Genomic DNA, 400 nt, shown 5'->3' on the forward strand with positions numbered 1-400 from the left:
CGCCCTCGTCCAGCGCCGCGCGCCCCAGCTGCTGGCCGATGGCCCCGGCGCTGGCGGCCATGGCGTCGGCCGAGGCGGACATCGCCTCCGTCTTCTCGGAACTCATCAGCGACAGCTCCTTGAAGTCCTGCCCCTTGGCGCTGGTCAGGCCCTGCGCCATCAGCCCGGTGCGGGCCGCGATCACCTCGGCCGAGGCGGCAAGGATCTCGGCGCCGACGACGGCCGCGTTGGCGGCTGTGGGGGTCTTGCGGGTCAGAGCGACGCTCCCGGCTGGGTCTCGGCGGCGAAGGCCGCGATGTCGGCGAGCAGGGCGGGGACCGCCGCGTCGATGATCTGCTGGCCCTTCTCGGGGCTGGCCTGGGCCGGGTCCGAGCCGATCCGGCCGTCGGGGAAGCGGGCG

2 pseudogenes are annotated in these 400 nt (G+C 75.0%); both read right to left on the bottom strand.

Features of this window, described 5'->3' with window-relative positions:
• Window positions 1-184: pseudogene (locus B3T77_RS04600) on the bottom strand (phasin); the annotation flags it as partial.
• A gap of 68 nt (window positions 185-252) precedes the next feature.
• A pseudogene (locus B3T77_RS04605) lies at window positions 253-400 on the bottom strand (creatininase family protein); the annotation flags it as partial.

Source organism: Brevundimonas sp. UBA7838, assembly GCF_002500885.1.
Classification (GTDB): domain Bacteria; phylum Pseudomonadota; class Alphaproteobacteria; order Caulobacterales; family Caulobacteraceae; genus Brevundimonas; species Brevundimonas vesicularis_C.